Annotated in this window: 18 protein-coding genes; 8 read left to right on the plus strand and 10 right to left on the minus strand. The window is 67.8% G+C overall.

The features are described from left to right. Window positions 1-70: 70 nt before the first annotated feature. The 8 genes from FND50_RS31135 (at window position 71) to FND50_RS31170 (ending at window position 7,678) form a co-directional block, all read left to right on the plus strand. Window positions 71-718, plus strand: a complete 648-nt coding sequence (locus FND50_RS31135; RefSeq protein ID WP_144288262.1) for an alpha/beta hydrolase — start codon at window positions 71-73, stop codon at window positions 716-718. Next, window positions 711-2,051 carry an NAD(P)/FAD-dependent oxidoreductase gene (locus FND50_RS31140; protein ID WP_144288263.1) on the plus strand — a complete coding sequence of 447 codons (1,341 nt, stop codon included), beginning with the start codon at window positions 711-713 and terminating at the stop codon, window positions 2,049-2,051. Before FND50_RS31135 ends, FND50_RS31140 begins: the two co-directional genes overlap by 8 nt. After that, the gene (locus FND50_RS31145; RefSeq protein ID WP_144288264.1) at window positions 2,048-2,788 is read left to right on the plus strand and encodes a DUF1365 domain-containing protein; all 741 of its coding nucleotides are present in this window, start codon (window positions 2,048-2,050) and stop codon (window positions 2,786-2,788) included. Before FND50_RS31140 ends, FND50_RS31145 begins: the two co-directional genes overlap by 4 nt. Next, on the plus strand, window positions 2,785-4,167 hold the full coding sequence (locus tag FND50_RS31150; RefSeq protein WP_144288265.1) for a class I SAM-dependent methyltransferase: 1,383 nt from the start codon (window positions 2,785-2,787) through the stop codon (window positions 4,165-4,167). The genes FND50_RS31145 and FND50_RS31150 overlap by 4 nt, the downstream gene beginning before the upstream one ends. Then, window positions 4,164-5,474, plus strand: coding sequence for a class I SAM-dependent methyltransferase (locus FND50_RS31155; protein WP_144288266.1), 1,311 nt, complete (start codon window positions 4,164-4,166; stop codon window positions 5,472-5,474). The genes FND50_RS31150 and FND50_RS31155 overlap by 4 nt, the downstream gene beginning before the upstream one ends. Further along, complete coding sequence (locus FND50_RS31160; protein WP_144288267.1) at window positions 5,471-6,271, plus strand: DUF1295 domain-containing protein; 801 nt, start codon at window positions 5,471-5,473, stop codon at window positions 6,269-6,271. The genes FND50_RS31155 and FND50_RS31160 overlap by 4 nt, the downstream gene beginning before the upstream one ends. 98 nt (window positions 6,272-6,369) lie before the next feature. Then, window positions 6,370-6,948 (plus strand): sigma-70 family RNA polymerase sigma factor, encoded by a 579-nt coding sequence (locus FND50_RS31165; RefSeq protein WP_011595276.1) that lies wholly within the window; start codon window positions 6,370-6,372, stop codon window positions 6,946-6,948. Continuing rightward, window positions 6,941-7,678: an anti-sigma factor domain-containing protein gene (locus FND50_RS31170; protein WP_144288268.1), complete on the plus strand. Its 738-nt coding sequence runs from the start codon at window positions 6,941-6,943 to the stop codon at window positions 7,676-7,678. Before FND50_RS31165 ends, FND50_RS31170 begins: the two co-directional genes overlap by 8 nt. Before the next feature lie 59 nt (window positions 7,679-7,737). Here the strand turns inward: FND50_RS31170 and FND50_RS31175 are convergent, their stop codons facing one another. The 10 genes from FND50_RS31175 to gcl all read right to left on the minus strand — a co-directional run bounded on the left by FND50_RS31175 (window position 7,738) and on the right by gcl (window position 23,682). Next, window positions 7,738-9,921, minus strand: a complete 2,184-nt coding sequence (locus FND50_RS31175; RefSeq protein ID WP_144288269.1) for a malate synthase G — start codon at window positions 9,919-9,921, stop codon at window positions 7,738-7,740. A 135-nt stretch (window positions 9,922-10,056) separates the two neighbouring features. Then, window positions 10,057-11,517, minus strand: a complete 1,461-nt coding sequence (gene pyk, locus FND50_RS31180) for a pyruvate kinase (RefSeq protein WP_144288270.1) — start codon at window positions 11,515-11,517, stop codon at window positions 10,057-10,059. Window positions 11,518-11,547: 30 nt separating this feature from the next. Continuing rightward, the gene (aceE, locus tag FND50_RS31185; RefSeq protein WP_144289209.1) at window positions 11,548-14,349 is read right to left on the minus strand and encodes a pyruvate dehydrogenase (acetyl-transferring), homodimeric type; all 2,802 of its coding nucleotides are present in this window, start codon (window positions 14,347-14,349) and stop codon (window positions 11,548-11,550) included. A gap of 84 nt (window positions 14,350-14,433) precedes the next feature. Continuing rightward, window positions 14,434-15,162, minus strand: a complete 729-nt coding sequence (locus FND50_RS31190) for an aspartate/glutamate racemase family protein (protein WP_144288271.1) — start codon at window positions 15,160-15,162, stop codon at window positions 14,434-14,436. A 12-nt stretch (window positions 15,163-15,174) separates the two neighbouring features. Further along, the gene (locus FND50_RS31195) at window positions 15,175-16,692 is read right to left on the minus strand and encodes an NCS1 family nucleobase:cation symporter-1 (protein WP_144288272.1); all 1,518 of its coding nucleotides are present in this window, start codon (window positions 16,690-16,692) and stop codon (window positions 15,175-15,177) included. Window positions 16,693-16,894: 202 nt separating this feature from the next. Then, window positions 16,895-18,238, minus strand: a complete 1,344-nt coding sequence (allB, locus tag FND50_RS31200) for an allantoinase AllB (RefSeq protein WP_144289210.1) — start codon at window positions 18,236-18,238, stop codon at window positions 16,895-16,897. Beyond that, window positions 18,231-19,625, minus strand: a complete 1,395-nt coding sequence (locus FND50_RS31205) for an NAD-dependent malic enzyme (protein WP_144288273.1) — start codon at window positions 19,623-19,625, stop codon at window positions 18,231-18,233. Before FND50_RS31205 ends, allB begins: the two co-directional genes overlap by 8 nt. A 36-nt stretch (window positions 19,626-19,661) precedes the next feature. Then, window positions 19,662-20,720: an allantoicase gene (gene alc, locus FND50_RS31210; RefSeq protein ID WP_144288274.1), complete on the minus strand. Its 1,059-nt coding sequence runs from the start codon at window positions 20,718-20,720 to the stop codon at window positions 19,662-19,664. Then, complete coding sequence (locus FND50_RS31215) at window positions 20,717-21,868, minus strand: glycerate kinase (protein WP_144288275.1); 1,152 nt, start codon at window positions 21,866-21,868, stop codon at window positions 20,717-20,719. Before FND50_RS31215 ends, alc begins: the two co-directional genes overlap by 4 nt. A gap of 8 nt (window positions 21,869-21,876) precedes the next feature. After that, a complete protein-coding gene (gene gcl / locus FND50_RS31220; protein WP_144288276.1) occupies window positions 21,877-23,682 on the minus strand; it encodes a glyoxylate carboligase in 1,806 nt (601 codons plus the stop codon). Window positions 23,683-23,694: the final 12 nt, after the last annotated feature.

Below are 23,694 nucleotides of genomic sequence, written 5' to 3' on the forward strand. Positions count from 1 at the left end.
ACGCTTCGCCACTCACGTGAGCGGGTGCGGGTCCGCCCATCCGACACAAAGCCAGCTCCGAATAATTGATATGGAGAAAGGCCCGCCCACCGCCCCGGCGTACGTACTCGTGCTGCCCGGCGGCAAACAACGCAGTCAGGCACCCTCGCGGTTCTGGCACTTGTCGAATCTGCGCATGACCTGGATGGCCTGGTCTCTGAGGTGCACGCTCGGCCGGCACGGAATCGTCGTGGAGCGGCTGCAGTACCGGGTCCGCGGATGGAACGCCCCCGAGGCCAGCCCGGTGCACGACGCCCGGGTTGCCGTCGAGCGGGCCCGGCTGCGGTTCGGGGACGTCCCCGTCGCCGTCGTCGGACATTCGATGGGCGGCCGCGTCGCCGCTCACCTCGCTGCGCTCGACAACGTACGGGCGATCGCCGCGCTCGCACCCTGGTGGCCCGAGTCCGACGGCGAACTGGTGCCTGCCGACCGCAGCCTGATGGTCGCGCACGGAACCGCCGACCGTTGGACGGATCCCACCTCTTCCCGGGTCCAGACCGAGCGGGTGCTGGCTCGCGGGGTGAACGCCTCGTGGACTCCGCTGCCGGGAGCCGGACACTTCATGCTCACCCGGCCTCGCTGGTGGCATCGCATCACCGCCGATTTCGTTCTCGACGCCTTCGCTGCGGAAGGTGTCGTCGCCGCACCGACAGACCGGAAAGCAGGTCGCCATGCATGATTCGGAGAAGCTCGAACGCAGGAACGTCGCGGTGATCGGTAGCGGCGTCGCAGGGTTGACCGCCGCCTACGTTCTGTCCCGCCACGACCGCGTGACCCTCTACGAGGCCGACGCCCGTCTCGGCGGTCACGCCCACACCCACCACCTGGCACTCGACTCGGGCGCAGAAGTGGACGTCGACACGGGCTTCATCGTGCACAACGACCGCACCTACCCCACCCTGCTGCGCCTGTTCGCCGAACTCGACGTGGCCACCCAGGATTCGGACATGTCGATGTCGATCCGATCCGATGTGAGCGGGCTCGAATACGCAGGCGCGAAGGGGATCCGCGGGCTGTTCCCCACCACCCGCACCCTGGCCCGGCCGCGGTACTGGCGGATGCTCGGCGAGATTCTTCGATTCCACCGCTGCGCCCGTGCCGTGCTCGACACCCCGGCCGACGAGGCCGGCGCGCAGGAACCGCTGGGCGAGTTCTTGAGCCGCAACGGTTTCAGCCCGTACTTCGTCGAGAATTTCATGACACCGCTCGTCGCGGCGGTGTGGTCGTGCGATCCCACGACGGCGGCGCATTATCCGGCTCGCTACCTGTTCACGTTCCTCGAGCACCACGGAATGCTCACCGTCTTCGGGTCACCCACGTGGCGCACCGTGACCGGTGGCTCCGCCCGCTACGTCGAGAAGGTGGCGGCACACCTCGACGAGATACTTCTCGACACCCCCGTGAAGCAGGTGGAACGCACCCCGGACGGCGGCGCGTGCGTCGTCGACGGCCGCGGCGACGTCCGGTACTTCGACGCCGTGGTGGTCGCCGTTCACCCCCGTCAGGCGCTCGCCATGCTCGGCGATGCCTCGAACCTCGAGACCGAGATCCTCGGTGACATGCCGTACTCGGTGAACCACGCCCAGCTGCACACCGACGAGTCGCTGCTCCCCCGCGCGGAGAACGCCCGGGCCTCCTGGAACTACCTGACGCCCGCCGACAGCACGGACGCGACGGGCGTCATCGTCACCTACGACATGACCCGGCTCATGCGCCTGGACACGGTGCGCGACCGGCGGTTCCTCGTCACACTCGGTGGCAAGCACCTCGTCGACCCGTCGAAGGTCGTCGCCGAGATGACGTACGAGCACCCCGTCTACACCCCCGATTCCGTGTCCGCGCAGTCGCGGTTGCGCGAACTCGGTTCCGGCACCTTCGCTTTCGCGGGCGCCTACCACGGCTGGGGGTTCCACGAGGACGGGGCGCTGTCGGGTTTGCGCGCCGCCGAACGGATCGGCGGATCGTGGGATACGCACGCCGGGCGACACCGCGAACGGGAGACGGTGTCGTGACCGCGCCGGCGATCTACTCGACGACGATCCGGCACGCACGCACCGAACCCGTCCGCAACAGTTTCGAGTATTCGAGCTACAGCTGGTACGTCGACGTCGACGACCTTCCGCGCCTACCCGGGTGGCTCGGTCCGTTCGCCCGCTTCTGCGCCGAGGACCACTTCGAACCGGGCTCCGGTGCCGGCGCGGACACGCTGCGCGCGAGGGTGGATGCGTTCCTCGCCACCCACGGAGTCGACCTTCGCGGCGGGACGGTGACGGCGCTCCTCAACGCGCGGGTGCTCGGCTACGTGTTCAACCCGCTCAGCGTGTACTGGTGCCACGACGTCGACGGCAGCCTCCGCTGTGTGATCGCCGAGGTGCACAACACCTATGGTCAGCGGCACAGCTACCTGATCCGGCCCGACGGCAGCGACCGCGCCGAGGTGGACAAGCAGTTCTACGTCTCCCCGTTCAACGACGTGAGCGGACGTTACGAGATGCGGTTCCCCGAGCCGGGCGACAGGCTCTCGCTGAACGTGGTGCTCCACCGGGACGGGCACGCCCCGTTCACCGCGACGGTGCGGGGAACGCGACATCCCGCCACCCGCCGGACGGTCCTGAGGACTCAACTACGCACTCCCCTGGCACCTCTCGTGGTGTCGGCTCGCATTCGAATCCAGGGAATCACTCTGTGGGCCCGTGGACTCCCCGTCACGGCTCGGCCCGACGGCCGGCAGAAGGAGACAGTTCAGTGAGAAGGAACAAGGACACCGACATGGACGCATCGCCTGCCGTGAGTACCGCCGACCTCGAGTTCACCGGGGAGGATCCGCGGATCGACAACCGGATCTGGCCTGGCCTGGCCGACGTGCCGACCGGTCCGCGTGCCTCGATGTCGGCGAAGGTCGCCGACCGCCTGTTCCGCCGCGCGGCCGCCGACCTCGACGTCCGCATCGAGTACCCCGACGGCACCCTGGTGGGGGCACGCCGCGAGCAGGAAATCTTGCCGCGCATGATCATCCGCAACCCGGATGCGTTCGCCCGGCGGGTCGGGACGAGCGGTCTCATCGGTTTCGGCGAGTCGTACATGGCCGGTGATTGGACGTCGCCGGATCTCGCCGCGGTGCTGAGCGTGTTCGCCTCACGGATGGCGACCCTCATTCCCCGCCCGCTGCAACGGTTGCGCGCACTCTATGTCGCCAAACACCCCGCCCAGGAACGCAACACCGAGCAGAACACCCGCTCCAACATCTCCCGGCACTACGACCTGTCCAACGAGATGTTCGAGACATTCCTCGACGAGACGCTGACGTACTCGAGTGCACTGTTCTCGACGACCCCGACCCGCGTGGGGCAGGTCCGGGACGTGACGGTCCTGCGGGCACCCGTCCCACAGATCACCCCGAAGTGGGAGGACTTCGCGGACGCGCAGCGCCGCAAGATCGATCGGCTGCTCGACGAGGCCGGTGTCGGTGCGGGAACCAGGCTGCTCGAGGTCGGGACGGGCTGGGGAGAGCTGTGCATCCGGGCGGCGGAACGCGGCGCCGTGGTCCGCTCGGTGACGCTGTCCAGCGAACAGCAGAGCCTGGCCCGCCTGCGCGTCGCCGAGGCCGGCCACTCGGAGACCGTGCAGATCGACCTGCTCGACTACCGCAACGTCGACGGCGAGTACGACGCCATCGTGTCGGTCGAGATGATCGAGGCCGTCGGACATCAGTACTGGGCCACCTACTTCCGGGTGCTAGACAAACTCCTGGCTCCGGGCGGAAAGATTGCGCTGCAGGCGATCACCATGCCTCACGATCGGATGCTGCAGACCCGCAACACCTACACCTGGGTGCACAAGTACATCTTCCCGGGCGGATTCCTCCCGTCGACCGAGGCGATCGAATCCGTCACCGCCGAACACACCGCGTTGCGGGTGCGGGAACGCCTGAGCATGGGACAGCACTACGCGGAGACGCTCCGGCTGTGGAAGGAGCGGTTCGCCGCACACAGCTCCCAGGCGGAGGAACTCGGATTCGACGAGACGTTCCGGCGTATGTGGCATTTCTACCTCTGCTACTCGGAGGCCGGGTTCCGCTCCGGCTACATCGACGTCCAGCAGCTCGTCCTCGACAAGACGGGAGCATGACCGTGACCGTTGCCGCCGAACTCGACAAGGCGTTGCGTCCGCTCGTCCGCGGCGAACTGCCCGTGCATCTGACCGCGTGGGACGGCAGCACCGCAGGCCCGGTCACGGCGCCGAGGGTGGTGCTGCGCAGTCCCGACGCCCTGCGCCGATTGCTCTGGAACCCCGGCGAACTCGGGGCCGCGCAGGCCTACGTGACGGGTGAGATCGACGTCGAGGGCGACCTGGGCGAGGCCCTGGCACACGCGTGGGCGGTGGCCCGCGAGCGGGGGCTCAACGGAGTCCGGCCGAGCCCGACGACGGTCGCGAAGGTGCTGCGCGTCGCCGCGAAGCTGGGTGTCGTGGGCGGGCCGCTGCCCGCACCCGCCACACAGGCGAACATCCGCGGACGGCTGCACAGTCTGCTGCGCGACCGCGCCGCGATCAGTCACCACTACGATCTCTCCAACGATTTCTACGCCCTGATCCTGGACCCGCAGATGGCCTACTCGTGCGCCTATTTCACCCGGAAGGCGCCGGGAACACCGCAGGATTCGGACTACGGACTCGAGGACGCCCAGCGGGACAAGCTCGACCTGGTGTGCCGCAAGATCGGTCTCGAACCCGGAATGCGGCTACTCGACGTCGGATGCGGCTGGGGATCGCTGAGTCTGCACGCCGCAGCCGAGTACGGCGCACACGTCGTCGGTGTCACCATCTCCCGTGAGCAGAAGGTGTTCGTCGACAAGCGGATCGCCGAGCGCGGGTTGCAGGACCGCGTCGAGATCCGTCTGCAGGATTACCGCGAGGTCCCCGACGGCCCGTTCGATGCCGTCGCCTCCCTCGAGATGGGTGAGCACGTGGGCGAGAAGAACTACGCCCGGTACGCGCAGGCCCTCTGCGACAACGCGAAGCCCGGTGCGCGGGTGCTGATCCAGCAGATGTCCCGCACCGGACGCCATCCCGGCGGCGGCCCGTTCATCGAGTCGTTCATAGCTCCCGACATGACCATGCGTCCCGTCGGCGAGAGCGTCGCGTACCTCGAACGAGCCGGGCTCGAGGTGCGCGACGTGCATGGTCTCCGTGACCATTACGTCTGGACCGTCGACGCGTGGCTGGAGAAGTTCGAGTCCCGCTGGGACGACGTCGTCGAGATGGTCGGGCTCGAGATGGCCCGAGTCTGGCGGCTGTACCTCGTCGGCGGCGGGATGAGCTTCGAGCAGGGCCGCATGGGCGTCGATCAGATCCTGGCCGTGAAGCCGACCGCGGCGGGTCGATCTCTCATGCCTGCCGTGCGGGTCGACTCCGCGGGATCCGGCGTGCTCCGATGAACGGATTCGACTGGTCGGACTTCGGCGCCGTCACCGCGGCGAGCGTTCTCGTGCTCGCCGTCCTCCAGGCCGCGACGTTCCTCGTCGGCCGGCGGATCGGACGCTACAACGTCGTCGACGTGTCCTGGGGCCTCGGTTTCGTCCTGGTGGCGCTCGTGGCCGCCGTCATCGGCGACGGCGACACACTGCGCCGCTGGCTGGTGGTGGTGCTCGTCGCCGTGTGGGGTCTGCGACTGACCTGGCACATGTACGCCAAGTCCGTAGGCAAGGGCGAGGACCCGCGCTACGTGGAGATGCTCGACCGGGCGGGCGGCGACTCGCCCGGTGTCGTCGTCAGGAAGATCTTTCTCACCCAGGGCCTCGCGCAGTGGTTCGTGTCGCTGCCGCTGCAGGTGTCGGCCGTCCTCGGTCCCGCATCCGGGCTCGGCGCGGTCGTCGGGGTGCTCGGCGTCCTCCTGTGGGTGGTGGGTGTCGTGTTCGAATCGGTCGGCGACCACCAGTTGAAGGCGTTCAAGGCGGACCCATCCAACAAGGGCGAGATCATGGACGTCGGCCTGTGGGCGTGGACGCGGCACCCGAACTACTTCGGCGATTCCTGTGTGTGGTGGGGACTGTGGCTCATCGCGGCGAGCGTGTGGCCCGGAGCTCTCACTGTGCTGTCTCCGGTGGTCATGACGTATTTCCTGGTGTTCGCGACCGGCGCGAAGCTGCTCGAGAAGTCGATGTCGCAGCGACCCGGCTACCCCGAATACCAGCAGCGCACCAGCTATTTCCTTCCCTTGCCGCCGAAGCGGTGAGTGCCATGCCGGCATCGCTCGCATCCCCTCGGGTCCCATCGTGGTCACACCGGCCGCAACCTGCTATTAGGCTGTGGATCGATGAACGGAATGGGCCGATGACCGGCGTCGACAGGGACACGGAGAACGTGACGCTGACGGCGTTGCTGGCGCGTATCGCACAGGGCGAGCGGGATGCCTTCAGCGACTTCTACGAACGCACCAGCGCGCGGGTGTACGGGATGGTGCTGCGGGTTCTGCGCGATCCCGGATACAGCGAGGAAACCACCCAAGAGGTGTACCTGCAGGTCTGGAACAACGCGGATAAATTCGATCCGAAGCAGGGGTCGCCGCTGTCGTGGCTGATCACCCTCGCCCATCGCCGTGCCGTCGACCGGGTGCGGTCCGAGCAGTCCGGCACCGAACGGGAAGCCGCCTACGGCGCCTCGAGTTGGTACGGACCGTTCGACGCGGTGTCGGAGGAAGTCACCCGACGCGGCGACACCAGCGACGTCGTCGATTGCCTCGGCACGCTCACCGAAGTCCAGCAGAGAACGGTGGTCCTCGCCTATTACGGAGGGCTGACGTACCGAGAGGTGTCGGAACGGCTGTCCGTGGCGCTTCCGACGGTGAAATCACGAATTCGAGACGGATTGATCAGGCTCAAGCAATGTCTGGGGGTGCAGTTCGATGGATGAGTCCCAGCACGACATCCTCGACCTCGCTCAGGTGTACGCCCTCGACGCCGTCGACGATCAGCAGCGCCTCGAGATCGACACCGCGGTCCAGAGTGCACCGCCCCACGTTCGCCTGGAATTCGACACCGCCGTCCGCAGTGTGCACGAGACGATGGCCGCCCAGTCGGCGTCCACCGCGGTCGAGCCGCCCGCTCACCTGCTCGGGCGAATCTTCGATGCGTTGCCCGGCACTGCCGCTGCGCCCGCACCGATAGCGCTGGACGAGGTTCGTGCGCGCAAGCGCAGGCGCCTCGTGGCGGCGTTGAGTGCGGCGGCCGCGGTCGTCGTCCTCGCCGTGGGTGGCATCACCGTCGCTCAGCAGTTGCAGAGCGAGGACGGCCAACCCGTGCCCGCGCAGATCCTCGCGGCCGACGACGTCCGCACTGCGGTGGCACCGATCGCCGGTGGCGGTTCGGCCACCGTCGTGTACTCCAAGGACGTCGACGCCGGAGTGCTGGTGATGAACGATGTCCCGCCGCCCGCACCGGGTTCGGTGTATCAGATGTGGCTGCTCGGACCGTCGCACGAGCCGGTGTCCGCCGGAATCATGGAAGCCGATGACGTGTCACCGTCGACCACCGCGGTCGTGAACGACATCGACCAGTCCACGGAACTCGGATTCAGTGTGGAACCGCCCGGCGGTTCCACCCAGCCGACCGGCGACATCTTCGCGACGGTGAACCTCGCCTGACACGTGAGTGGCGAAGCGTCCCGGGGGACGCTTCGCCACTCACGTGCGGGGCGACCGGGTCAGGCGTTGGCTGCTTTGTATTCGCGGCGGCGGCGGTGCAGGATCGGTTCGGTGTAGCCGGAGGGCTGGGTGGTGCCGTCGAGGATGAGTTCCTTCGCGGCCTGGAAGGCGATGTTGGTGTCGAAGTCCGGGGCCAGCGGCCGGTAGGTGGGATCGCCCTGGTTCTGCCGGTCCACCACCGGGGCCATCCGCTGCAGCGATTGCACGACCTGGTCGGCGGTGACCACACCGTGCCGGATCCAGTTCGCCAGCAACTGCGACGAGATGCGGAGGGTGGCGCGGTCCTCCATCAGGGCGACGTCGTGGATGTCGGGGACCTTGGAGCAGCCGACGCCGGCGTCGATCCAGCGGACCACGTACCCGAGGATGGACTGGCAGTTGTTGTCGAGTTCTTCCTGCTTCTCCGCGTCGGACCAGTCGGTGTTCGGGGCGAGGGGGATGGTGAGGATCTCGTCGAGGGTGGCCCGCCGGGTGCCCTCGAGCCGGTTCTGGACGGCGACGACGTCGACCTGGTGGTAGTGGGTGGCGTGCAGGGTGGCCCCGGTCGGGGACGGCACCCACGCGGTGTTCGCGCCGGCCTTGGGGTGGCCGATCTTCTGCTCGAGCATCTCGGCCATCAGCTCGGTCATCGCCCACATGCCCTTGCCGATCTGCGCCCGCCCCTGCAACCCGCAGGCGAGCCCGACGTCGACGTTCCAGTCCTCGTAGGCGGTGATCCAGGTCTGCTTCTTCATCTCGGCCTTGCGGATCATCGGCCCGGCCTCCATCGAGGTGTGGATCTCGTCGCCGGTGCGGTCGAGGAACCCGGTGTTGATGAACACCACCCGCTCACTGGCTTCCTTGATGCAGGCGGCGAGGTTGACGGTGGTGCGGCGTTCCTCGTCCATGATGCCGACCTTGAGGGTGTTGCCGGGCAGGCCGAGGACCTGCTCGACGCGGCCGAACAGTTCGGTGGTGAACGCGACCTCGTCGGGGCCGTGCTGTTTGGGTTTGACGATGTAGATCGACCCGGTGCGGGAGTTGTCCAACGGCCCGGTCTGCTCGGACCGGGACAGCCCGTGGACCGCGCACAGGGAGGTGATCAGGGCGTCGAGGATGCCCTCGGGGATTTCGGTGCCGTCGCCGTGCAGGATCGCCGGGGTGGTCATCAAATGCCCGACGTTGCGGACGAACAGCAGCGACCGCCCGTGCAGGGTGAGCTCGGACCCGTCCGGGGCGGTGTAGACCCGGTCCGGGTTCAGCCGGCGGGTGAACGCCGTGCCGCCCTTGGTCATCTCCTCGGTCAGGTCCCCGCGGTTGAGGCCGAGCCAGTTGCGGTAGCCGATCACCTTGTCGTCGGCGTCGACGGCGGCGACGGAGTCCTCGAAGTCCATGATGGTGGTGACCGCGGATTCGAGCACCACATCCTTGACCCCCGCCGCGTCGGTGGACCCGATCGGGGAGGTGGGGTCGATCTGGATTTCCGCGTGCAACCCGTGGTTGCGCAGCAGCACACTGGTCGGGGCGGCCGGGGCGCCGAGGTAGCCGACGAACTTGCCCGGCTCGGCGAGGCCGGTGATCGTGCCGTCGGCGAGCTGCACGGTCAGGGCGGTGCCGTCGACGGTGTAGGCGGCGGCGTCGGCGTGCGACCCGGTCGCGAGGGGGGCGGCGGTGTCGAGGAAGGTGCGGGCCCAGGCGATGACCCGGTCGCCGCGGACCTTGTTGTAGGAGGCACCCGCCTCCGCGCCGCCGTCGTCGGGGATGGCGTTGGTGCCGTACAGGGCGTCGTACAACGACCCCCACCTCGCGTTGGAGGCGTTCAGCGCGAAGCGGGCGTTGAGGACCGGGACCACCAGCTGCGGGCCGGCGGTGGCGGTGATCTCGGTGTCCACGTTCGCCGTGGACAGCTCGAACGGGGCCGGTTCGGGCACCAGATACCCGATCTCGGTCAGGAACGCCTTGTACTCGGCCGGGTCGATCACGGCACCGGCCCGGTCGCGGTGCCAGGCATCGATCCGGGCCTGCAGGTCGTCGCGGGTGGACAGCAGCGCCTTGTTCTTCGGCGCCAGATCGTCGATCACCTTCGCCGCACCCGACCAGAACCCGTCCACCGACACCCCGGTCCCGGGCAGCGCCTCCTCGTTCACGAAGTCGTAGAGCACCTTCGCGACCTGCAGACCGCCGACCTCAACACGCTCAGTCATGAAATGACTCACCTTCCGCACTTGGCAAAACTTCCACGATGCGAAAACACAGTTTCGTATCTTGACATCAAGAAAACCGTGTCCATCGAGTTCTGTCAATAGCGGACGGGCGTACGGTTACAGCGTCACATCCGATCAGTGGTCTTCCTCGCCGATCCTGTGGACGTGGATCAGGTTGGTCGAGCCGACGGTGCCCGGAGGCGATCCCGCGACGATGACGACGAGGTCGCCCCGCCGGTATCGGCCCAGGCCGAGGAGCGCGTGGTCGACCTGATGGATCATCTGGTCGGTCGACTCGACGGGGTCGACGAGGAACGTCTCGGTCCCCCACGTCAGCGCGAGCTGAGCGCGCACCGCCGGGAGCGGGGTGAACGCCAGCAACGGCAGCGGAGTGTGCAGCCGCGCGAGCCGGCACACGGTGTCCCCGGACTGGGTGAACGCGACGAGCGCCGCCGCACCCAATCGTTCCCCGATGTCGCGTGCCGCGTAGGACAGGACTCCGCCCTTCGTGCGGGGTACGTGCGCCAGCGGCGGAACGTGCGTGGACTTCTCCTCCACCGCGCTGATGATGCGGCCCATGGTGCGGACCGTCTCCATCACGTGCTTCCCGACGGACGTTTCGCCCGACAGCATCACCGCGTCCGCACCGTCGAGGACGGCGTTCGCCACATCGGACGCCTCGGCCCGGGTCGGCCGAGAGTTCTCGATCATCGACTCCAGCATCTGCGTCGCGACGATCACGGGCTTCGCATTCTCGCGGGCGATCTGGATGGCCCGTTTCTGCGCGAGCGGCACCTGCTCGAGGGGAAGTTCGACACCCAGATCGCCGCGGGCGACCATCACCGCGTCGAACGCCAGCACGATGGCCTCGAGGTTGTCGATCGCCTCCGGTTTCTCGAGCTTCGCGATCACCGGAACCCTGCGGCCGACCCGATCCATCACGGCATGGACGAGTTCGATGTCGGCCGCCGATCGCACGAACGACAGGGCGATGAGGTCGACACCGAGACGCAGTGCGAACTCGAGATCGGCGATGTCCTTGCCCGACAGCGCCGGGACCGACACGTTCATCCCCGGCAACGACACACCCTTGTTGTTGCTGACCGGACCGCCCTCGGTGACCCGGCACACCACGTCGTTGCCGTCGACGTCCGTGACGACCAGTCCGATCTTGCCGTCGTCGACGAGCAACCGGTCACCGGGCTCGGCGTCCTCCGCCAACTGCTTGTAGGTGGTCGACACACGATCCCGGCTGCCGTCGCACTCGTCGACGGTGATCCGCACGACGTCGCCGTCCGACCAGACGACGCTGCCTTCGACGAAGCGCCCCAACCTGATCTTCGGGCCCTGGAGGTCGGCGAGAACACCCACCGCCCGGCCGGTGTGTTCGGACGCGTCCCGCACCCGGCGGTAGTTCTCCTCGTGATCGGAATGTTCGCCATGGCTGAAGTTGAGCCGTGCGATGTCCATTCCGCAGTCGACGAGTTCGCGTATGCGGTCGCCGGTTGCTGTCGCGGGGCCGAGGGTACACACGATCTTCGCGCGCCTCGCCGACGCGGGCGCCTCCCGGCCGGGCGTGACGAGGTATTCGGACATTGTTGCTGTCATAGGATTTTCGATTCCGTTCTAGGCGCTGCCGGTGTCGGCGTAGGAGACGGCGGCGGCGCGGACGTCGTCGATGCGGTACCGGTTGGCGGCCTCGACGGCCTTGGAGCGGTCGAGGGTGCCTTCGCCGGCGAGGGCGGACAGCACGGCGACGACGATGGATTCGGCGTCGACGTTGAAGTACCGGCGGGCGGCGGGGCGGGTGTCGGAGAAGCCGAACCCGTCGGTGCCGAGGGTGGTGTACGAGCCGGGGACCCACTGGCGGATCTGGTCGGCGACCGCGCGCATCCAGTCCGAGGCCGCCACGAACGGGCCGGCGGCGTCGGACAGGGCCTGCGTGACGTACGGCAGCGGGGCGTCGGTGCCGGGGTCGCGCAGGGCCTGGCGCTCCGATTCGATGCCGTCGCGGCGCAGTTCACCCCAGGAGGTGACCGACCACACGTCGGCGGCCACACCCCACTCGTCGGCGAGCAGCTGCTGGGCCCGCAGCCCCTCGGGCATGGTGACACCGGAGACCAAAATCTGCGCCTTCGGGCCCGAGGCCTCGGACTTTTTGAACAGGTACATGCCCTTGAGCAGGCCGTCGACGTTGAGGTCGGCGGGTTCGGCGGGCTGGGAGTAGGGCTCGTTGTAGAGGGTGATGTAGTAGAAGATGTCCTCGCCACCGAACCCGTCGACGCCGTCGGTGCCGCCGTACATCCGGCGCAGCCCGTCCTTGACGATGTGCGCGATCTCGTAGGAGAACGCCGGGTCGTAGGCGACGGCGGCCGGGTTGGTCGAGGCCAGCAGCAGCGAGTGCCCGTCGGCGTGCTGCAAACCTTCGCCGGTGAGGGTGGTGCGGCCGGCGGTGGCGCCGAGGACGAAGCCGCGGGCCATCTGATCGGCGGCGGCCCAGAGGCCGTCGCCGGTGCGTTGGAACCCGAACATCGAGTAGAAGATGTACAGCGGGATCATCGGCTCACCGTGGGTGGCGTAGGAGGTGCCGACCGCGGTGAACGAGGCGGTCGAGCCGGCCTCGTTGATGCCCTCGTGCAGGATCTGCCCGATCTCCGATTCCTTGTAGGCGAGCATCAGGTCCGCATCCACGGCGGTGTAGAGCTGGCCGTTGCGGTTGTAGATCTTGAGCGAGGGGAACCAGGAGTCCATCCCGAAGGTGCGGGCCTCGTCCGGGATGATCGGCACGATCCGCTTGCCGATCTCCTTGTCCCGCAACAGCTCCTTCATGATCCGCACCAACGCCATGGTGGTCGCGACCTGCTGCTTGCCGGAGCCCTTGCGGACCACGTCGTAGGTCGAGTCCGCCGGCTGCGGCAACGGTGCCGGGCTGGTGCGGCGCTGCGGCAGGAACCCACCGAGCGCCCGCCGCCGGTCGAGCATGTACCGGATTTCCGGGGCATCGGGGCCGGGGTGGTAGTACGGCGGCATCTTCGGGTCCTTCTCCAACTCGGCGTCGGAGATCGGGATCCGCTGCAGGTCCCGGAAATTCTTCAGATCGTCGAGGGTCAGCTTCTTCATCTGGTGGGTGGCGTTGCGGCCCTCGAAGTGCTTCCCCAGGGTGTAGCCCTTGATGGTGTGCGCCAGGATCACCGTCGGCTGCCCCTTGTGCGCCATCGCCGCCGCATACGCGGCGTAGATCTTGCGGTAATCGTGGCCGCCGCGCTTGAGGTTCCAGATGTCCTGATCGGACAGGTTCGCGACCAGTTCCTTCGTCCGCGGATCCCGGCCGAAGAAGTGCTCCCGCACGTACCCGCCGTCGTTGGCCTTGTAGGTCTGGTAGTCACCGTCCGGGGTGACGTTCATCAGGTTGACCAGGGCACCGTCGCGGTCCGCGTGCAACAACGCGTCCCACTCGCGGCCCCAGACCACCTTGATCACGTTCCAGCCGGCGCCGCGGAAGAACGACTCCAACTCCTGGATGATCTTGCCGTTGCCGCGGACCGGGCCGTCGAGGCGCTGCAGGTTGCAGTTCACCACGAACGTCAGGTTGTCCAAACCCTCGGTGGCCGCGACATGCGCCAGACCCCGCGATTCGGGTTCGTCCATCTCCCCGTCACCCAGAAACGCCCACACGTGCTGGTCGGAGGTGTCCTTGATGCCGCGGTCGTGCAGGTAGTGGTTGAACCGGGCCTGGTAGATCGCGTTCATCGGGCCCAACCCCATCGACACGGTCGGGAATTCCCAGAAATCCGGCAGCAGCCGCGGGTGCGGGTACGACGGCAACCCGCCGCCCTCGTCGGCGTGCGAGTGTTCCTGCCGGAACCCGTCCATCCGCTCCGCCGGGATCCGCCCCTCCAGGAACGCGCGGGCGTAGATGCCCGGCGAGGCATGCCCCTGGATGAAGATCTGATCCCCACCACCGGGATGATCCTTGCCGCGGAAGAAGTGGTTGAACCCCACCTCGTACAGCGCCGCCGACGACGCATACGTCGAGATGTGGCCACCGACCCCGACCCCCGGCCGCTGCGCCCGGGTCACCATCACCGCCGCGTTCCACCGGATGAACGCCCGATACCGGCGCTCGGTCTCCTCATCACCGGGGAACCACGGCTCGTTCTCCGTCGGGATGGTGTTCACATAATCGGTCGACGTCAACGCCGGCAACGCGACGTGCTTCTCCCCGGCCCGCTCGAGCATCCGCAACATCAGATACCGGGCACGAGTCGGTCCGGACCGGTCCAACAGTCCATCGAACGATTCCAACCACTCCGTGGTCTCGTCCGGGTCGATATCCGGCAGATAAGACGCAACACCCTCACGGATGACGCGAACCGAGCCGGCGCGGCCGGGGTCTACGGAGGTCGTGGTCTGTTCGAGCAAAGGGATACTCCATCGTTGCGGGCGCGGGATAGGGCGCCGTAGTGGCCGTCCGGGGTGAGGACGAAGCTGCACAACTCACTGCACGGGTGACTACCGCGGTTTCGCGAGCGGCCATCCCGTGATCTGCTTGGGACGCGGGGGCGCGTAGGTGCGCACCTTCGAAGTCGAGAGACCCAACCCTACAAGAGATTCCGCCAATGTGACGGCCGCACTGACGCCGTCGACGACCGGAACGCCGGCGCGATCCCGGATTCGGTCGTCGAGGCCGGCCATTCCACCGCAGCCGAGGCAGATCACCTCGGCCTTGTCTTCGCGCACAGCAGCTTCGGCCTCGTCGACGATCGCCTCGATCGTGCGCTCGGGGTCGGATTCCAGCGCGAGGACGGGCAGACCGCTCGCGCGTACACTCGCGCACTTCACGTCGAGGCCCGCGAGCCGGAGCCGGTCTTCGATGAGCGGTACGGTGCGGTCGAGGGTGGTGACCACGGAGTACTTGTGTCCCAGCATCATTGCGATACTGGCGGACGCCTCGGTGATGTCTACGACGGGTACGTCGAGCAACTCCTGCAGGCCTTCCCTGCCGTGTTCGCCGTATCCGGCCTGGATCACCGCGTCGTACGTTTCCGGGTACGACCGGACCCGGTCCATCACGGCGATCGCGGCGAGGTAGCTCTCGAAGTTCCCTTCCACGGATTCCGCACCGATCTCCGGTGTGAGCCCGACGATCTCGGTACCGGGTGCCGCGGCGGCCTCGGCCTGTTTGGCGATGGCGTCCGTGATGGACGTGGTGGTGTTGACGTTGACGACGAGAATACGCATCGAAAGCTCCTGTCAGTGGTCGCCGTGGCCGCTGTCCACGGCGATGGACTCGCCGGACACGTCCGCGTACTGCCGGGTGCGGTCGCCGACGACCGCGTAGATTGCTGCCGCCAGGCCGGCGCCGATGAACCAGGAGAACGGGGCGACGAGATGGAAGGCGGGGACGATCGCGAACAGGGTGCTGACGAGCGCGGCGGGAACGAGGGCATAGATGGCCCGCAGGTTGAATCCCTTGCGGTAGTAGTAGGGTCCGGTCGGGCTGTCCGAGTAGAGGGCGGGTACGTCGACCTTCGTGCGGCGGATGAACCAGTAGTCGACGAAGATGATGCCGAACAGCGGGCCGAGGACGGCGCCGAGGCCGCCGAGGAAGTAGTTGATCACCACGGGGCTGTCGTAGAGGTTCCAGGGCAGCAGGACCACGCCGATGCAGGCGCTGATGATGCCGGCCTTGCGGAAGCTGATCCTCTCGGGGGCGAGGTTCGACAGCACGTACGACGGTGCGACGAAGTTCGCCATGACGTTGACGGCCATCGTCACGATCACGAGGGCCAGGCAGGCCAGCGACAGGAACAGGGTGTTCGGGATCGCCGCGACGATGTCGGTGGGGCTGTCGATGATGGTCCCGTCGATCTGGAACTGGGCGCCGCACAGAATGAACGCGATGACGGCGAACGCGAGCACGTTGACGAACAGTCCCCAGAAGTTGCCGCGCACGACGGCGGTCTTCGACGGGGAGCGCCGCGAGAAGTCGCAGAAGTTGAGGATCAGGGTGCCGTAGATCGACATCCACAGGGCTGCGCCTGCGAAGACCTGCCGCCACATCTCGCCGCCCGAGGCGGGCTGATCGGACGTCCAGGCGATGGAGAAGTCGGTGCGGAACAGCATCCACAGGGCGAGCGAGCCGACCGTCACGAGGATCAGCGGGCCGGCCAGGCTCTCGAATTTGCGCACCGCCTCCATCCCGTATACGAGGACGACGATCTGGATCGCCCAGATCCCGATGAAGCAGATCCACCCGAGGCTGGAGAGTCCCAGGATCGAGTTCTGGTCGAAGCGGTCGAACGACGGCGCCACGGCGACGAGGAAGATCCGGAAGACGATCGACGCGAGGTAGGTCTGGATTCCGAACCAGACGATCGCGATGACCGCGCGGACGACGGCGGGAATCTGGGCCCCGCGGATTCCGAAACTGATCCGGCTCATCACGGGGAAGGGCACGCCCGTCTTCTGTCCCATGAAGCCGGCGTAGGTCATCGCGACGCACACGATGACCGCTCCGATCATGAGCGACAGGATCATGTGGCCGCCGCCCAGCCCGAGCGCGAACAGGCCGATGGCGAACGAGTAGTTCGCGATGTTGTGGACGTCGTTGGTCCACAACGTGAAGATGCTGTAGCTACCCCAGCGGCGACCCGAGGCCTTCGTGGGTGCCAGGTCCAGGTTGTAGAGTGTGGTACTCGTCTCGGTCGCTGTCGGCGTCGGCGTCGCGACGGTAGTGGTGTGCCGCGAGACTGTGTCGTCTATGAGCATGTGCCTGTCCTTGCGTGGCGGCGAACGAACTTCCGTATCACGGAAAGCTTGTTCCATTGGTCCCTCCAAGTGTGAGCCAGGCAACAGTGACCGGTCAATGATTTCGGCAGGATATATCTTGGTGCCGTACCACCCGGAACACGACAAATCCGCTGTGGCACTGGATCTTTCGGATCCAGCGCCATGCAAGGGTGCGGCGGCGTCAGGCCAGACCGCGGCTGAGCAGCCGGCCCCGGGGGGCCTCGTCGAGGTCGATCCGTTTGCCGGCCAGCCAGGTACTGCGCACGACGCCGGCGAGGGCACGCCGGTCGTAGGCGGAGACGGGATTCTTGTGCTGCAGGGCGGCCGCGTCGACGACGAACGCCTCCTCGGGCGCGAACACGGCGAAATCCGCCGCGTACCCCAGCGCGATGTGCCCTTTCGTGTTCAGCCCGACCTGTTCGGCGGGGTTCTCCGCCATCCACCGGACCACGTCGTTCAGGCTGTGCCCGCGACGTTTGGCCTCCGACCACACCGCGGACAGTGACACCTGCAGCGAGGCGATGCCGCCCCACGCCACACCGAAGTCGCCGATGTCGAACCTCTTGAGGTCGACCGTGCACGGGGAATGATCGGTGACGACGCAGTCGATCACGCCGTCGGCCAGGCCCTGCCACAGCAGCTCACGGTTCCCGGCCTCGCGGATCGGCGGGCAGCACTTGAATTGCGTTGCTCCCGAGGGAATCTCCTCCGAGACGAACGACAGATAGTGCGGGCACGTCTCCACGGTGAGCTTCACGCCGTCCTTGCGTGCCGACGCGATCATCGGCAACGCGTCGGAGCTCGACAGGTGCAGAATGTGCACCCTGCACCCGGTCCACCGCGCCAGCTCGATAACCTCCGCGATGGCGAGATTCTCGGCGCCCCGCGGCCGCGAGTCGAGGAAGTCCGCATAGTTCTCGCCGCCGGGTGACGTCGCGCGGTCGATCGCATGGGCATCTTCCGCGTGCACGATCATCATCGCCCCGAACCCGGCGATCTCCTTCAGCGCCAGTTCGAGCTCGGCCGGATCCAGCGGCGGAAACTCGTCGACGCCGGAGTGCAGAAGGAAGCACTTGAACCCGAACACGCCCGCGTCGTGCAGGGCCCGCAGGTCCGGGACGTTGCCGGGCACGGCGCCGCCCCAGAACCCGACGTCGACGTACGCCTGATCGGCGGCGACCCGGCGTTTCACGTCCAGTGCCCGGGCGTCGACGGTCGGTGGGATGCTGTTGAGCGGCATGTCGACGATCGTGGTCACTCCACCGGCGGCTGCGGCCCGGGTCGCGCTCGCGAACCCCTCCCATTCGGTGCGGCCCGGTTCGTTGACGTGCACGTGCGTGTCCACGAGACCGGGGATCAGCACCTCGTCGTCGCCCAGCTCGACCACCATCTCGGCGTCGAGCTGAGCGCCGATCGGTTCGATGACGACGATCCGGCCGTCCCGCACACCCACACAGCGGGCGACCTCTCCCGCCGCGGTGATCACCCGCGGGGCACGGAACAGCAGGTCGAGCCGGTCAGACATCGTCTTCACGCCCCACCCCGGCGACGTTGCGCACCGCCGCCGCCACGGCCGGAGCGACTGCGGCATCGAACACGCTCGGCACGATGTACGTGGGGTTGAGCTCCGACGGAGACACCGAATCGGAGATCGCGCGGGCGGCCGCGATGAGCATGTCGTCGGTGATCTCGACGGCGTGCGCGTCGAGCAGGCCCCGGAACACGCCCGGGAACGCGAGCACGTTGTTGATCTGGTTCGGGAAGTCCGACCGGCCGGTCGCGACGACCGCCGCATGCTGTCCGGCGGCGACGGGATCGACCTCGGGGACCGGATTCGCGAGGGCGAACACGATCGAGTCGGGACCCATCGTCGCGATGTCGTCGCCGGTCAGAATGTCCGGGGCAGAGACACCGATGAACACGTCCGCGTCGACCAGTGCGTCCCGCAGCGATCCGGACCGCGCTTCCGGGTTGGTGTTGTTCGCGATCCAGGAACGGAACGACTCGGACGTGTCGTCCGGCGAGAGGATTCCGTTCCGCCCGCACGCCACGATGTTCGTCGCACCCTGCGCGACCAGCAGTCGGATGATCGCGTGTCCGGCGGCGCCGACACCCGAGACCACGATCTTCACCGTGTCGAGGCTCTTCTCGACCACCCGCAGGGCGTTGGTCAGTGCGGCGAGAACCACGATGGCGGTGCCGTGCTGATCGTCGTGGAACACCGGGATGTCCAGCATCTCGCGGAGCCGTGCCTCGATCTCGAAGCAGCGCGGGGCGGAGATGTCTTCGAGGTTGATTCCGCCGTACACCGGGGCGAGGGCCCGGACGATCTCGACGATCGCGTCCGTGTCCTGGGTGTCCAGGCAGACCGGCCACGCGTCGACGTCCGCGAACTGCTTGAACAGGGCCGCCTTGCCCTCCATCACGGGTATCGACGCGGCGGCGCCGATGTTGCCCAAACCCAGCACGGCCGAGCCGTCGGTGACGACCGCGACGGTGTTGCGCTTGATCGTCAGCCGCCGCACGTCCTCGGGGTTCTCCGCGATCGCGGTGCAGACCCGGGCGACGCCGGGTGTGTACGCGCGGGACAGGTCGTCGCGGTGCTTGAGCGGAACCTTCGGCACCACTTCGAGTTTCCCGCCGAGATGGAGCAGGAACGTGCGGTCACTGACCTTGCCGACCACGACGCCGGGAACGTCGGCGATCGCGGACGCGATCTGCTCGGCATGTTCGACGTCGGAGGTGTCGCACGTCACGTCGATGACCATGTGGTCGGGGTGGCTCTCCACGTCCAGCGCGGTCATGGCGCCCTTCACGGAGGCCACCGCCCCCGCGAGAGTCGAGGTGGTGCCTGCGCCGACCGGGGCCGTGACGCGAACGGTGATGGAGTAACCGGGACTGGGATTGGGCATGCGTGTTTCCTCGGGTTCGTCAGGTAGGGGCTCGGACTAGCGCGGCGCCTGGTCGGCGACGAGCGCTTGATGGCTCTGGGGAAGGGCTTCCCACCAGGTGCGGCGCGTCTCCGACAGGGCGGTCGCATCGAGGTCGCCGAACAGCCGCAGCCGGGACAGGCCGCCGTCGGGGTAGACGTCGAGTCGCAGGTGCGTCGCCGCATCGGTGGCGTCCAGAACGAAGCGGTGCCTCGTGTCGGGCTGCACGGCTGTGCGGGACAGCAGTTCGGTCCACGCGCCCTCGTCCGCGATGTCGGCGGTCCGCGCGTCGGCGGTGCTCAGCCGCACCCAGCCGGGCGCATTCCCCACGTAGTAGCTGGTGTCGATCTCGACGTGCCGGGGAATGCCGGCCGCGGCCAGCGAGAACACCGCGAAGTCGTTTCCGCCGCCACGGCGCCGGGAGTTCTCCCAGCCCTCCCCCATGTTCCGCGCCCGCCCGGGAAGGATGATGTTCGCGGGCGACGCGTAGAACGCGTCGGAGCAGCCGACGAGGCGTCCGCCGTTCTCCGCGGCCAGCAGGTCCACCGTCCCGTCGAGGAACCGGGGGTCGGGCACGACCTCACCGTGCACACGCAACCGCGCGACGCCGCCGTCGGGGTAGATCGACAGCCGCACGTGTGTCCACCGGTGCCGGTCGGCGACGGCGTAGGCGTTCGCGGCATGCCCCTCGGCCGGGGACTTCTCGACGATGGTCTGCCAATCCGCCTTCATGACCTCCTCGATGGACGGGTAGCCCTCGATCGACGCCGCCTCGATGGAGATGAAGGGCGGGTAGTTGCCCTTGAAGTGCGCGGTGTCCACGACGATCCCGTGGATGATGCCCGCGGCCCCGAGTCGGACGATCGCGTAGTCGTGGCCGTCGTCGCGGCGGCGGCGGGTCTCCCACCCGTCGTACACCTTGCCCTTGTGCCCGAAATCGGACGGGTCGAAGAACGGCGCCTCCGCCTTGATGAGGTTCTCCCGCTGGGCGAACAGTTCGTCGTTGGCCGCGGATACGCTACCGCCGAGGGCGCGTGAGGCGAGGTCGGGTAGTGCGGTGAAGTCGGGTGACGTCATGATTCTCCTCGTGTGCTGAGTGGTGCGAGTTCGGCAGTCGATGCCGCGATCGTGCAGCCGATCCGGCGCAGTAGTTCCGCCGCATCCCTGATCGATCGATGAAGGTCCGGTTCCAGGTCCGCGAGCGCGTATGCCGCGGAGATGCCGGCGCTGTGCAATTGGATGTCGCTGAGCAGGTTTCGGCCACATACGGCGAGGACGGGGATTCCGGCCCTGCGCGCCTCGGTCGCGACGCCGATCGGCGCCTTTCCGTGGAGGCTCTGCTCGTCGAGTGACCCCTCACCGGTGATGACGAGGTCCGCCCCCGCGAGTCTTCCGGGAAAGTCGACGAGCCCGAGGACCGTGTCGATGCCGGGCCAGGTGTCGGCCCCCAGCACCGAGATCGCGCCGAACGCCGCGCCTCCCGCAGCACCCGCCCCCGCGACCCGGCTGTCGTCGCGGCCGGTCGCGGCGCGCACGACCTGCGCCCACCGGGTCATGGCGTCCTCGAGCACGACCAGTTCTTCTGCGGCCGCGCCTTTCTGGCTTGCGTACACGGCGGTGGCCCCGGTCGGACCGAGGAGCGGATTGTCGACGTCGCAGGCGAGCCGGAAGTGCGCCGCACGCGCCGCCGGGTGGAGACCGGTCAGGTCGACCCGGGCGGCCCGGCGCAGCGCCGCACCCCCCTGCGCGACCTCGTTGCCGTCGGCGTCGAGGACTCGCACGCCGAGGGCCTGTAACAAGCCGGCACCGCCGTCGGTTGACGCGCTGCCCCCGAGACCGACGGTGATCTCGCGAGCTCCCCCCTCCAGCGCGTGCCTGACGACGGTGCCGAGTCCGAATGTACTGGCACCCAAGGGGTCCGCTACACCGTCCGGGAGCAGCACCAAGCCCACAGCCGAAGCCAGTTCGACGACCGCGGTCGAGCCGCGCACCGCGTAGGACGAGGTGACGGGCCGACCCGTCGGCCCTGTGGTGGCCACCGTGACCGGAGACCACCCTGCGGCGACGGCCGCAGCGACGGTGCCGTCGCCGCCGTCCGCGACCGGGACACGATCGATCACCCAGGACGGATCACCGGCCAGGAGTCCGTCGGCGAGGGCCTCCGCCACTTCCGCGGCCGTGAGGGATCCCTTGAACTTGTCGGGTGCGACCAGTACACGTGTCACGGTGCCCCCTAGTCCAGCAGCATGAGGGCTGTGGGAGCGTGCTCCCAGCTCTCCGCCAGATCCTCGAACTCGGCGACGTTGTCGAGTTCGGTTCCCATCGCGATGTTGGTGACCCGCTCGAGGAAGACCTCGACCACCACCGGCACCTTGTGCTCACCGGCGAGCTCACGGGCCTTCTCGAGGGCGCCGGCGATCTCGCCGGGCTCGGTGACCCGCAGCGCCTTGCAGCCCAGCCCCTCGGCGACCTTGACGTGATCGACGCCGTACCCCTTCGGGACCGCAGGCATCGTCTCGTGCTCGGTGGTTTCCTGGGTGTTGATGTTGTCGAAGCCCAGCTGCACGCAGAAGTCCATGTCGAAGGCGCGCTGCGCCTGACGGATCAGTCCCAGGTAGGAGTTGTTCACCACGACGTGGATGTACGGCAGGTTGAACTGGGCGCCCACCGCCAGTTCCTCGATCATGAACTGGAAGTCGTAGTCACCGGACAGCGCCACGACGGGCGTCTCCGGCTCCGCGGCAACCACTCCGAGGGCGGCGGGGATGGTCCAGCCCAGCGGCCCGGCCTGCCCGCAGTTGATCCAGTTGCGCGCCTTGTAGACGTGCAGGAACTGGCCGCCGGCGATCTGCGAGAGCCCGATCGTGCTGACGTACCGGGTGTCCCGCCCGAAGACGCGGTTCATCTCCTCGTACACCCGCTGCGGTTTGACCGGGACGTCGTCGAAGTGAGTCTTGCGCTGCATGGTCCGCTTCCGGGTGGCACAGTCCTCCACCCAGGTGCTGCGGTCCGCGAGGGTTCCGGCGGCCTTCCGCTCCTTCGCGACGGCGACGAACAGTTCGAGCGCCGCCTTGGCGTCGGAGACGATCCCGTAGTCCGGTGCGAACACGCGCCCGATCTGGGTGGGTTCGATGTCGACGTGAACGAACTTGCGCCCCTTGCGGTAGGTGTCGAGACCGCCCGTGTGCCGGTTGGCCCAGCGGTTGCCGATGCCGAGGACGAAGTCCGACGCCAGCATGGTGGCGTTGCCGTACCGGTGGGCGGTCTGCAGACCGACCATGCCCGCGGCGAGGGGGTGGTCGTCCGGGATGGTGCCCCAGCCCATCAGCGTCGGCACCACCGGAACGTCCAGCAGTTCGGCCAGTTCCACGAGCAGATCCGCGGCGTCGGCGTTGATGATGCCGCCGCCGGCGACGATCAGCGGGCGGTCGGCGGCCCCCAGCATGTCGAGGGCCTTCTCCGCCTGCGCCCGGGTCGCGGCCGGCTTGTACACGGGCAGCGGCTGGTAGGTGTCCGGGTCGAAGTCGATCTCCGCCAGTTGCACGTCGATCGGCAGGTCGATGAGAACCGGTCCGGGCCTGCCGGACCGCATCAGGTGAAATGCCTGCGCGAATGCACCCGGAACCTGGGCGGGCTCGAGCACCGTCATCGCCATCTTCGTGACCGGACCCGCGATCGCGGCGATGTCGACGGCCTGGAAGTCTTCCTTGTGCAGGCGCGCGACCGGGGCCTGCCCGGTGATCGCGAGGATCGGGATCGAGTCCGCCATCGCCGAGTACAGGCCGGTGATCATGTCGGTCCCGGCCGGCCCGGACGTCCCGATGCAGACACCGATGTTCCCGGCCTTGGCGCGGGTGAATCCTTCGGCCATGTGGCTGGCGCCCTCGACGTGGCGGGCGAGGACGTGCTTGATCCCACCGTGGTCGCGCATTGCTGCGTAGAACGGGTTGATCGCCGCACCGGGGAGGCCGAAGGCCTGGGTGGCACCTTCGAGTTCCAGAATCTTGACCGCTGCATCAGCGGCGCGCATACGAGGCATATCAGTTCTCCA

It is taken from the genome of Rhodococcus sp. WB9, assembly GCF_007558985.1.
Classification (GTDB): Bacteria; Actinomycetota; Actinomycetes; order Mycobacteriales; family Mycobacteriaceae; genus Rhodococcus_F; species Rhodococcus_F opacus.

What these genes read in the sequence shown, in the direction of transcription:
- FND50_RS31135 (WP_144288262.1), top strand. Translation starts at nt 71, where the DNA reads ATGGAGAAAGGCCCGCCCACCGCCCCGGCGTACGTACTCGTGCTGCCC.
- FND50_RS31140 (WP_144288263.1), top strand. Translation starts at nt 711, where the DNA reads ATGCATGATTCGGAGAAGCTCGAACGCAGGAACGTCGCGGTGATCGGT.
- FND50_RS31155 (WP_144288266.1), top strand. Translation starts at nt 4,164, where the DNA reads ATGACCGTGACCGTTGCCGCCGAACTCGACAAGGCGTTGCGTCCGCTC.
- FND50_RS31160 (WP_144288267.1), top strand. Translation starts at nt 5,471, where the DNA reads ATGAACGGATTCGACTGGTCGGACTTCGGCGCCGTCACCGCGGCGAGC.
- FND50_RS31165 (WP_011595276.1), top strand. Translation starts at nt 6,370, where the DNA reads ATGACCGGCGTCGACAGGGACACGGAGAACGTGACGCTGACGGCGTTG.
- FND50_RS31170 (WP_144288268.1), top strand. Translation starts at nt 6,941, where the DNA reads ATGGATGAGTCCCAGCACGACATCCTCGACCTCGCTCAGGTGTACGCC.
- FND50_RS31175 (WP_144288269.1), bottom strand. Translation starts at nt 9,921, where the DNA reads ATGACTGAGCGTGTTGAGGTCGGCGGTCTGCAGGTCGCGAAGGTGCTC.
- pyk (WP_144288270.1), bottom strand. Translation starts at nt 11,517, where the DNA reads ATGTCCGAATACCTCGTCACGCCCGGCCGGGAGGCGCCCGCGTCGGCG.
- FND50_RS31190 (WP_144288271.1), bottom strand. Translation starts at nt 15,162, where the DNA reads ATGCGTATTCTCGTCGTCAACGTCAACACCACCACGTCCATCACGGAC.
- FND50_RS31195 (WP_144288272.1), bottom strand. Translation starts at nt 16,692, where the DNA reads ATGCTCATAGACGACACAGTCTCGCGGCACACCACTACCGTCGCGACG.
- allB (WP_144289210.1), bottom strand. Translation starts at nt 18,238, where the DNA reads ATGTCTGACCGGCTCGACCTGCTGTTCCGTGCCCCGCGGGTGATCACC.
- FND50_RS31205 (WP_144288273.1), bottom strand. Translation starts at nt 19,625, where the DNA reads ATGCCCAATCCCAGTCCCGGTTACTCCATCACCGTTCGCGTCACGGCC.
- alc (WP_144288274.1), bottom strand. Translation starts at nt 20,720, where the DNA reads ATGACGTCACCCGACTTCACCGCACTACCCGACCTCGCCTCACGCGCC.
- gcl (WP_144288276.1), bottom strand. Translation starts at nt 23,682, where the DNA reads ATGCCTCGTATGCGCGCCGCTGATGCAGCGGTCAAGATTCTGGAACTC.